At 29.2% G+C, this 9,559-nt stretch carries 12 protein-coding genes; 4 read left to right on the top strand and 8 right to left on the bottom strand.

Translation table 11 applies throughout. The features are described from left to right. The coding region (locus tag KKE07_00375) for a nucleoside-diphosphate kinase (GenBank protein MBU4269319.1) at positions 1-137 on the top strand (137 nt) is incomplete at its 5' end. 80 nt (positions 138-217) lie between these two features. On the opposite strand, the gene KKE07_00380 is transcribed toward KKE07_00375, so the two are convergent. The 7 genes from KKE07_00380 to KKE07_00410 form a co-directional block, all read right to left on the bottom strand. Beyond that, on the bottom strand, positions 218-928 hold the full coding sequence (locus tag KKE07_00380; protein MBU4269320.1) for a hypothetical protein: 711 nt from the start codon (positions 926-928) through the stop codon (positions 218-220). Between the two features lie 152 nt (positions 929-1,080). Further along, positions 1,081-1,695 (bottom strand): hypothetical protein, encoded by a 615-nt coding sequence (locus KKE07_00385; protein MBU4269321.1) that lies wholly within the window; start codon positions 1,693-1,695, stop codon positions 1,081-1,083. Between the two features lie 22 nt (positions 1,696-1,717). Then, a complete protein-coding gene (kdsA, locus tag KKE07_00390) occupies positions 1,718-2,572 on the bottom strand; it encodes a 3-deoxy-8-phosphooctulonate synthase (protein ID MBU4269322.1) in 855 nt (284 codons plus the stop codon). Beyond that, the gene (gene nusB, locus KKE07_00395; GenBank protein ID MBU4269323.1) at positions 2,538-3,098 is read right to left on the bottom strand and encodes a transcription antitermination factor NusB; all 561 of its coding nucleotides are present in this window, start codon (positions 3,096-3,098) and stop codon (positions 2,538-2,540) included. Before nusB ends, kdsA begins: the two co-directional genes overlap by 35 nt. Before the next feature lie 15 nt (positions 3,099-3,113). Further along, the gene (efp, locus tag KKE07_00400; GenBank protein MBU4269324.1) at positions 3,114-3,674 is read right to left on the bottom strand and encodes an elongation factor P; all 561 of its coding nucleotides are present in this window, start codon (positions 3,672-3,674) and stop codon (positions 3,114-3,116) included. A 144-nt stretch (positions 3,675-3,818) separates the two neighbouring features. Continuing rightward, positions 3,819-4,247, bottom strand: coding sequence for a CCDC90 family protein (locus KKE07_00405; protein MBU4269325.1), 429 nt, complete (start codon positions 4,245-4,247; stop codon positions 3,819-3,821). A 31-nt stretch (positions 4,248-4,278) separates the two neighbouring features. Further along, positions 4,279-4,599 (bottom strand): hypothetical protein, encoded by a 321-nt coding sequence (locus KKE07_00410; protein MBU4269326.1) that lies wholly within the window; start codon positions 4,597-4,599, stop codon positions 4,279-4,281. Positions 4,600-4,703: 104 nt separating this feature from the next. On the opposite strand from KKE07_00410, the gene KKE07_00415 reads away from it, so the two are divergent. From KKE07_00415 to KKE07_00425, 3 genes are read left to right on the top strand one after another with little or no spacing between them, the layout of a single operon-like run. Further along, positions 4,704-5,936, top strand: coding sequence for a serine hydroxymethyltransferase (locus tag KKE07_00415; GenBank protein MBU4269327.1), 1,233 nt, complete (start codon positions 4,704-4,706; stop codon positions 5,934-5,936). A gap of 48 nt (positions 5,937-5,984) precedes the next feature. Next, positions 5,985-7,679 carry an ABC transporter ATP-binding protein/permease gene (locus KKE07_00420; protein ID MBU4269328.1) on the top strand — a complete coding sequence of 565 codons (1,695 nt, stop codon included), beginning with the start codon at positions 5,985-5,987 and terminating at the stop codon, positions 7,677-7,679. An 18-nt stretch (positions 7,680-7,697) separates the two neighbouring features. Continuing rightward, a complete protein-coding gene (locus tag KKE07_00425; protein MBU4269329.1) occupies positions 7,698-8,507 on the top strand; it encodes a class I SAM-dependent methyltransferase in 810 nt (269 codons plus the stop codon). On the opposite strand, the gene KKE07_00430 is transcribed toward KKE07_00425, so the two are convergent. Next, the gene (locus KKE07_00430) at positions 8,478-9,386 is read right to left on the bottom strand and encodes a glycosyltransferase (GenBank protein MBU4269330.1); all 909 of its coding nucleotides are present in this window, start codon (positions 9,384-9,386) and stop codon (positions 8,478-8,480) included. The genes KKE07_00425 and KKE07_00430 overlap by 30 nt on opposite strands. Positions 9,387-9,559: the final 173 nt, after the last annotated feature.

Raw genomic sequence — 9,559 nt, forward strand, 5'->3', positions numbered from 1 at the left:
CGGATCCAGCAAAAGCATCTGAAAATAGTATTAGAAAACTTTATGGTACAAATAAAGGCGAAAATGCAACTCACGGTTCGGATGCACCTGAAACTGCTAAAGTTGAAATCAAATTCTTTTTTCCTGAATTAGCTTAGTTTTTCAAAATTTAAAAGGGCCCTAAATAATTTTAGGTCCCTTTTTTTGTATTCAAAATTAAAATCTAATTAAAGTATTGTTAATTTTCGTTATCAGTAAAATATGGGACATCTCTTCGTAATTTATTTTTAAATATTTCATTTGAAGTCGAACTTGAACCCGAATCTGAATATTCAGAGTAACAATCAGACTCTTCACTTAAATCAATAGCTTTGCTGACAGGAAATCCTAATTTTTCAATTAAAGATATAAATTCCTCCATAGCTTTATTCGTAGTTTCAGTACCATTTAAGTAATCAAAATAATCAAAAGTAACCTCATTTATACAATTCTTTTCAATCAAATCATGAAATTCTTTAAAAAAATTTTTTATTTTTTCCCCTAATTCTAAATCATTATCGTCAGTTTCATTAAATTTTTTACCCACTTCTTGTATATTATTAAATATATTCAAAACCTCTTTTTTAGATAAATAAGCAAAAATAGTTCCTTCTTCGAATATTTTATCTATTCTATCTAAGACATCTGTTTGTAACTTAATATTTTCGAAAATTTTAACTAAAAAATACAATTTATTATTCGACGCTTTTTTAAAATATTCATCCCCAAATTTTAATAAAAATTTAGCAGTTAAATATATTTTAATAGAATCAACAAAAACATCTTTATCTTGATTTAATAAAAATTTTTTAATACCCAAAGCCTCAATAGCTTCTTGCAAAGGCGACATATTATATGAATTTGAAAATAAAAAAAGAGAGATAAATAAAATAGAAATAAACTTTTTCATACGTCTCCTTTAAATAAATAATATAACTTTTGTTAATCTATAAAAATAAACTTTCTTTTTCAATGAAAGAATTTTTAATTTAATCTAAGTCTTAAATACAAAATAAGCCCGGTGTTTTACCGGGCTTATAGAATAAAAAAAATAAATATTTATTAATCGCTAAAAGATTCGTCTTCAAAAGATGATGAATCTTGAGAAATAGCCTCTTGCAGTGCAATGTCATAAAAATAATTAAACATTGCTTTACTATTTAAAATAATTTTAGATAATTTATTTTGATCAACTTCAGCAAACTCTAAATCAGGAAAAAGATTAAATATCATTTTTAGAAAAGCTTTTGGTAAATTATCAGGAGCAAAATATTTTTCAATTTTAGATTCTGTAAATTCACAATTTAAAAGTTCATTTAACAGCTTATGTTTAAAAAATCCAATTTTTTGATCCTCATTATCCAAAATATCAAACCCAAAAGGCCATGCTTTTTCAAATTCAATATCAGAATTTTTGTATTTTTTAGCAAAATATTCAATAAAAACTTTATCCGAAATTGAACATCCAAAATCGTTAAGAAAGCTATTCAAATCTTGAGCACAAATACGAATATAATAAGAATAAATTGTATTCAAATGAAATTCTTTGGCTTCTTTTTCTTTATTTTCATAATATTCAAACTGGTTCTTTATATCTTGTTCTAAACCGTTTAAATTCATAGCCTGAACCTGATATAAAGAAATTCCTAATAAAATAATAGAAAAAAGCTTTTTCATTACAATCCTTTCACTAAAAATTTTAACTAATCTCCGGAGTTTTTTTAGACTTTACCCAAGAATCCAATTCAATTAAATATTTCAATAACTCTTCAAGTTGTGAAAATCTTATAGAATTTGGACCGTCACAAAGTGCATGCTCAGGATTATCATGAACTTCCATAAATAAACCCGAAATACCTTGAGCAACAGCCGAAATAGCCAAAGGTGCGGCGAAACGTCTATCGCCACCGGACGAACAACCATTAGCACTAGGCATCTGTACAGAGTGGGTAGCATCAAAGACTACTGGATGGCCAAAACGTTTCATAATTTCAAAATTTCTATAGTCTACAATCAAATTATTGTAGCCAAAAGAATAACCTCTTTCACATGCCCAAACTTTTTTATTTCCGGTCGAAGTAACTTTTTCTAAAACCGATTTCATATTTTCAGGGGCTAAGAATTGTCCCTTTTTTACATTAATAAATTTACCGGTTTTTCCGGCAGCCAAAAGTAAATCTGTCTGTCTGCATAAAAATGCAGGAATTTGCAAAACATCCACAACTGATGCAACTTCATTTACTTGACTTATTTCATGAATATCGGTTATTACCGGAATATCAAAAATGGATCTAACTTTTTCAAGAACTTTTAAGCCCTCATGAAAACCCGTACCCCTATAATTGCCTAAAGAAGTTCTGTTGGCTTTATCAAAAGAACTTTTAAATATAAAGTTAAACTTCAACTTTTCGGATAATTTTTTTAAAAATTCAGCAGCTTTTAAAGAATGAGCTTCGTTTTCGATAACACATGGACCCAAAATAAAAAATAAAGGGCTATTTAAATTAATATTTTCCAGATTACTTAATGTCTGATTGATCGTTAGATTGTTCATTTGAATCTCCTGAATCGTCATGATCTTCATCACAAATATTTAAATTTTTACAGACTTCATCTAAAATTCCGTTTACAAACTTATAAGAATCTTTTTCGGCAAAATTTTTGGCCAATTCAATGGCTTCATTTATTACAATCGATGGTGGCAAATTTTTTTGTTTTAATTCCCATATGGCAAGTCTTAAAATCAATAAAGTACAAATACCAAGACGATCTATTTTCCAATTTTTTAATAATGGTTTAATAATTGTATCAAGCTCTTCACGTTCTTCCATAACACTAAAAGCCATACTTATTGCCCTAGAGTCATCAGTAATGTCTATATCATATCCTGATCTAAACATATCAACAATTTCATCTATAGAAACGGAATAATCCCAAGATTCTGCAACATAAAGCAAATGAAATGCAAAACCTCGTATATCTCGCATAGTTTTGACGGTAATTTTATTTTCATCATCCATAAGATTCATCAAATATAAAAATTTTAAAGAACAAAATAGGCTATGAGCAATAAAACTCATAGCCTTTAAAATTAATTAATCAACTCTTTCAATGTACAAATTTTCGCGAGTATCAACCTTTATTCTTTGACCCTCTTGAATAAATAAAGGAACTGATACAACCAAACCGGTTTCCAATGTTGCAGGCTTACTTCCACCTTGAGCCGTATCACCCTTAACTCCAGGTAAAGTTTCCTTTACTTCAAGAATCATAAACGTTGGAGGCTCTACGCTTATAGGTCTACCCTGGAAAAATAATATGCCATATTCCTGGCCATCTTGCAGATAACCTTTTACTGATTCAACAACATCCAGATCAAAGTCAGCCTGATCAAAGCTTTCCTGATCCATAAAATGCACATGATCATCCATATATAAATACTGCATTGTTTTCTTTTCCAAATCCGGTTCAGGAAATTTTTCAGCAGATCTAAAAGTTTCTTCAAGCACCCTACCCGTAAGCAAATTTTTCATCTTTGTACGAACGTATGTGCCACCTTTTCCCGGTTTTACAAGCTGGAAATCAAGAACCATCCAAGGCTCATCTTTCCATAATAGCTTGGTTGAATTTTTACGAAAATCTGATGTTGAAATCATATCAAAAATTCCTTATAACATTTAAATAAAAGCTTTTTTTAAATAATCTCTATTATTACGAATCTTTTAGATTAAGACAAGCAAAAAAATTGCCTGCACAGCGGCAGGCAATTTTATATCCCTAAAAGAACAAATACTAAAAATTTATTCCAGCTCTCGCTCTTCCATCTCTTCAATCGGTTCAATATCAACAGGTTCTACATGCTTTTTGACAGGTTTTACAACAACCGGTTCAGTTTTAGCATGCTTTGCTTCAAGATCCCTAATTGTTGATTCAGCTTCTCTTAATCTATCATAAAGTTTATTAAGATCGCTACGAACAATATCTTCCAATCTCGAAATTTCATCTCTTAAATTTTGTTCCAGCTTAGTGATTTCTCTTCTTGAAATATCACCACCCCTAGATTGGACAACTACAGTTTTTTCTCTTGGTTGAGTCATAGCTGAGCCCAACATTGAACCCATCATACCTCCGGCCATTGCGCCGCCAAAAGATGATCCTCCATGCCCCGCATTAACTAAAGACACGGAACATAACAAATAGACAAAAATTTGTTTTAACGAAATTTTCATAATAAAATTCTCATTCTTTTATAAAAAATAATTATTTTCTTTTCATTCTTATAACCATTATTGAAAGAGCAATAACAGCCAAAAACATAATAACTATAAATATAAGTAGCATATTGGTGTACATAACATTACCGGTCTGTTTTTCAATATTGCGTTCCATCTGCATCATTTCAACTTTTTGCTCAGCTCTTTTACCGGACCCGTCTTTTGCCATAGATCCTGCAACAACACCACCAACCAATCCACCGGCAAGACCACCGGCAAAAGAATCACCGCCATGACCTGCAATAACAGTTACGCAAGGCATTACCAAAAGAGCCGATAAAACAGCGCTTAAAAAAGTCTTTTTCATAAAAATCTCCCTTTTTTTTATAAAAAAATTTTAGTGATATAATCATTAAACCTAATACCATTTATTAATAGATTGCCAAAAAATTATTCAGATAGTCAATAATTATGAAAATAAGGAAAATTGCTATGAATACAATATTTAATTTAATAAAAGCGGAAGAAGAAAGAGAACAAAAAACTATAAATTTAATTGCTTCAGAAAATTATGCTCCAAAAAATGTTTTAATGGCAACAGGCTCGGTTCTTACAAATAAATATGCCGAAGGTTACCCCGGAAAACGTTATTATGGCGGATGTGAAGTTATAGACAAAGTAGAACTTTATGCAATAGAACAAGGCAAAAAGTTATTTAATTGCGAACATATTAACGTGCAACCTCATTCCGGATCAAGCGCAAACTTTGCAGTTTATTTAAGCTGCTTAAATCCCGGAGATACTATTTTGGGTATGAATCTAAGTGCCGGCGGGCATTTAACTCACGGACACAAAGTAAATTTTTCCGGAAAAATTTATAATTTTATAGCTTACAATGTAAGCCCTGAAAATGAACAACTTGATTATGATGAAATTGAACTTTTAGCCAATCAACATCAACCCAAAATGATTGTTGCAGGAGCAAGTGCCTATTCAAGAATTATTGATTTTGCAAAATTACACGAAATAGCTAAGCGAAACAAAGCTTTGTTATTTGTAGACATTGCACATATTGCAGGATTGGTTGCCGCAGGAATTCACCCAAGTCCAATACCATATGCAGATTTTGTTAGCAGTACAACGCACAAAACATTGCGTGGCCCCAGAGGTGGAATAATTATGAGCAAAATTGAGCATGCTCAAAAACTTGACCGTGCAGTTATGCCCGGCTCACAGGGCGGGCCATTGATGCATGTTATTGCTGCCAAGGCAATTGCTTTTGATAATGCCTTAAATCCTGAATTTAAAACATATCAAGAACAGGTGGTTAAAAATGCAAAAATTATGGCACAGGAATTTAAAAATTTAGGATATAGAATTGTAACCGGAGGTACAGATAATCATTTATTTTTAATAGATCTAAGAAATAAAAATATTTCAGGCAAAGAAGTAGAAAAGCTTTTAGAACAATCCGGAATTATTTTAAACAGCAATTCAATTCCATTCGATCCAACACCACCAACTGTAACCAGTGGAATTAGAATCGGTACACCTGCAATTACAACCAGAGGCATATTGGAACAAGACGTATTAAAAATTGTTCACTGGATTGATGAAGCAATTAAAAACAGACTTGATAATAATTTTTCTAAAAAACTTAAAGTAGAAGTTGAATCTTTTTGTAAAAAATTTCCAATATATTAAAAAATTAGTAATATAATGCTTCTAAAAAAGAAATACAGGTAATTAAATATGAATACATTAAAAAGAATTTTAAATTACACAAAAAATTATTGGAAATATTTACTTCTATCTATTATTACAGCATCTTTCTATGGCATATTTTCAGCAGCACCAACATATATTTTAAAACACGCCGTTGACGATATTTTTATAAAAAAAATAAATAATTTATTAATACCGTTTATACTCGGTTTTATTTTATTATTCGCCCTAAAAGGGCTTTTCATGTACTTATCAAATTACTACATGAACTTTGTTGGCAATAAAGTTATTAACGATATAAGACTTGATCTATTTAAAAAAGTAATTCATTTTCCAATTTCATTTTTTCAGGAAAAAACAACCGGCCAACTTATGTCTCATTTTTTAAATGACATACAAATGATTCAAAATGCCTCGGCATCAGGAATTAAAAATGGTGTTCGAAGTTTTTTTGAAGCAATCTTTTTATTGGGAGTTGCATTCACACAAAATTGGAAATTAGCACTCTTGATGATTTTAGTTGGTCCTTTAATTGGAATTTCAATCAAAAAAATGGGTGCTGCAGTAAAACAAGCATCATTTACAATACAAAAAAATATTGGAAATTTAAGCACAATGCTTCAAGAAATATTTATTGGAATTCGTGAAGTTAAAGCATTCAATGGTGAAAAAATAGAATCGGATAGATTTGCAGATAAATTAAAATTTGTTTTTAGTGCCATTATGCAAAATGTTCACATTGAATCATTCGGTCCTGCATTTATCGAAACCGTTGCCATGCTGGGCAGTGGTGTTGTTTTTTATGTTGCTGCACACCAAATAATGGCAGGAACAATATCGGCAGGACAATTAACCGCATTTTTTGCAGCAGTATTACTTGCCTATCAACCATTAAAAAGATTAATAAATGTCTATGCTGAGGTACAATATGGACTTGCAGCAGCAGAAAGAATTTTCGAAGTTATGGATAAATTTTATCCGGCCATGACAAGAAACGATAGCACAAATATTTTAACCAACAGCATAACTAAAATTTCTTTTGAAAATGTAAGCTTTAATTACAATGAAAATATTGAAGTTTTAAAAAATATAAATTTAGTAATCAATAGTGGCGAAAGCATTGGAATAATGGGCGAATCCGGCTCAGGGAAAAGTACTTTTTGCGATTTGATACTTTCTTTTATAAGCCCAAAATCGGGAAAAATATTTATAAATAATCATGATATAGAAAATATATCATTTGAAGAAATTAGAGATAAAATTGGATATGTCGGACAAAAAACATTTTTGTTTAACGATACAATTACTGCAAATGTTGCATACTCTCAAAGTAATAAAAATATAGACGATATAATAAAAGCTTGTAAAGCGGCACATGCCGATGAATTTATTCAAAAATTACCGGAAAAATACAATACTATTGTCGGTGAAAACGGATGTAAACTTTCAGGCGGCCAAAAACAACGGCTTACAATTGCAAGAGCTTTACTGAAAAACCCCGAAATTTTAATTTTTGACGAAGCCACATCTGCTCTGGACCAAGAATCTGAAAACTTAATACGGTTAGCGATTGAAGAGATTAGTAAAGAAAAAACCATAATAGTTATTTCTCATAGATTATCTTTTATAGAAAAAATGAATCGAGTTCTTTTGGTTAAAAATCAAAATATTTTTGAAATTTCTAAAAAAGATCTTTCAATCGAGATAAATAGAAATTTATAAAAAAGGGAGAGTAAATAATTGGAAAACAAAAATTTTTCAGATTTTTATGAGAATTTTTTTAATATTTCAGATTACAATTCTTATCGATACGATGTTGGAAGTTTTTGTACAAGGCAATTAATAATATCCAACATAAAACAAACATCCGGAAATTTATTAGAAATTGGAACAGGAATTTCCAGCATAATTCAGGATTTGAATAATTTTAATTGCTACGGAATTGATTATTCAAAAAATGCAATAAATTTTACAGAACAAATATTAAAAAAATTAAATAAAAAAGCAAATTTAACAATTGGAAATGCCGAAAAATTACCTTATGATGATAATTTTTTTGATGTAATAATCACTTCTCATACATTAGAACACATAAAAAATGATTTTAATGTTATAAAAGAATGCCTTAGAGTTTTAAAAAACAATGGTGAATTAATAATATTTGTTCCTGGCAGAGTTTCTGGAATTTCTACAAATGAAGAGTTTACAAAATATGGTCATTATAGATACTACAATGCAAAACGATTTAAAGAATTGGAAATATCAACAAATTTACAATTATCTTTAATCAAAATTATTTATCCTCATAAAATTCACAATCTAATTTGGAATAAACTAAAAAGATATTTTCGTTATGCTAATTATCCAATTAAAAAATTTATATTAAAAGATAATAAAAGTTACGAAGAAAGAAAATTTTATCAAAAAATATTATTACCAAAAATAGCTTACATATTAAATAAACTTGATAATATAATCGAAAAAAAAGAAGCAAACTTTTTAGGTACTGAGTTCAATGTTTTAGCTGTTTTTAAAAAAAGCTCTATTTAAAAAATTTTTTACTCTTCTATAAAACGGTGTTTTTTTTATTATTTTAATAAATATTTCAGGATTCTCTTTTAACAATTTTTCAAAAAATGGCCTATAAACTTCTGCTGTATTAAAAATGTCTATAAAATTTATATATTCAATTTTACCTATATTATGTTTTTTTTTGTCATAAAAAATATTTTCCCATTTTTTAAAAAAATTATAATCGTCCTGTTTTTTTTTAATATAATTCGAACTTCTTACAGCTTGATTAGCATGCGAAAAATGTTCAACAAAAGAATTAGTACTTTTAATAGTTTTATACCCTACTTTTAATAATTTTAAACATAAATCTGCATCAGCATTATAAAAAAAGAAGTTTTCATCATCGATATAATCAATTTCTTGTAAAGCTGTTTTCAAATAAATACCATGATTAACATAGAGTTTTTCTGATAATGTATATCCTACATGAAACTGATATGGAGAAAAACTATCACGCCAATAAAAAGCAACAGCACCGATTTTTTCTTGTTTACTTAATTCCTCTTCAAACAAATTTAATCCATTTTTAATCGCTCCGGAAACAATTAAACAATCATCGCTTATCATGCAAATATATTTTGAACTTGCGGCCCGAAATCCCAGATTCATAAAATAACCCCAAGATTTTCGTTCTATTAATTTACCCTGCCACTCTCCTCGATTATGTTGCACAATGGTAATAATATCTTTTTGATTTAAAAGCCACTCAAGAGCCCCATCATTAGAGCCACCGTCTATAACAATTATTTCATGAGATAAATCAATAAGTTCTTTTCGCACCGAATCTATTGTTAATTTTAAAAAGTCAGATCTATTGTAAGAACCCAAAACAACTGATACTAAATTTTTACTCATTACAAATCCAATCTTTTATTTTTCTATATTTAGTTTAAATTTAACAAAAAAAGAAAGTTTGGATAATGAATATAAATAATATCGCTATAATTATTCCGGCATATAACCCTCCAAATAATCTATTATTATTCACACAAAACTTATTGAAATCAGGCTTTTCTAAAATAATTATA

It is taken from the genome of Candidatus Dependentiae bacterium, assembly GCA_018897535.1.
In the GTDB taxonomy this organism is placed as follows: domain Bacteria; phylum Babelota; class Babeliae; order Babelales; family UASB340; genus UASB340.

Excerpts from the sequence above, each read along its gene's own strand:
- KKE07_00380 (MBU4269320.1), bottom strand. The coding sequence starts at position 928 with ATGAAAAAGTTTATTTCTATTTTATTTATCTCTCTTTTTTTATTTTCA.
- KKE07_00385 (MBU4269321.1), bottom strand. The coding sequence starts at position 1,695 with ATGAAAAAGCTTTTTTCTATTATTTTATTAGGAATTTCTTTATATCAG.
- kdsA (MBU4269322.1), bottom strand. The coding sequence starts at position 2,572 with ATGAACAATCTAACGATCAATCAGACATTAAGTAATCTGGAAAATATT.
- nusB (MBU4269323.1), bottom strand. The coding sequence starts at position 3,098 with ATGAGTTTTATTGCTCATAGCCTATTTTGTTCTTTAAAATTTTTATAT.
- efp (MBU4269324.1), bottom strand. The coding sequence starts at position 3,674 with ATGATTTCAACATCAGATTTTCGTAAAAATTCAACCAAGCTATTATGG.
- KKE07_00405 (MBU4269325.1), bottom strand. The coding sequence starts at position 4,247 with ATGAAAATTTCGTTAAAACAAATTTTTGTCTATTTGTTATGTTCCGTG.
- KKE07_00410 (MBU4269326.1), bottom strand. The coding sequence starts at position 4,599 with ATGAAAAAGACTTTTTTAAGCGCTGTTTTATCGGCTCTTTTGGTAATG.
- KKE07_00415 (MBU4269327.1), top strand. The coding sequence starts at position 4,704 with ATGAAAATAAGGAAAATTGCTATGAATACAATATTTAATTTAATAAAA.
- KKE07_00420 (MBU4269328.1), top strand. The coding sequence starts at position 5,985 with ATGAATACATTAAAAAGAATTTTAAATTACACAAAAAATTATTGGAAA.
- KKE07_00430 (MBU4269330.1), bottom strand. The coding sequence starts at position 9,386 with ATGAGTAAAAATTTAGTATCAGTTGTTTTGGGTTCTTACAATAGATCT.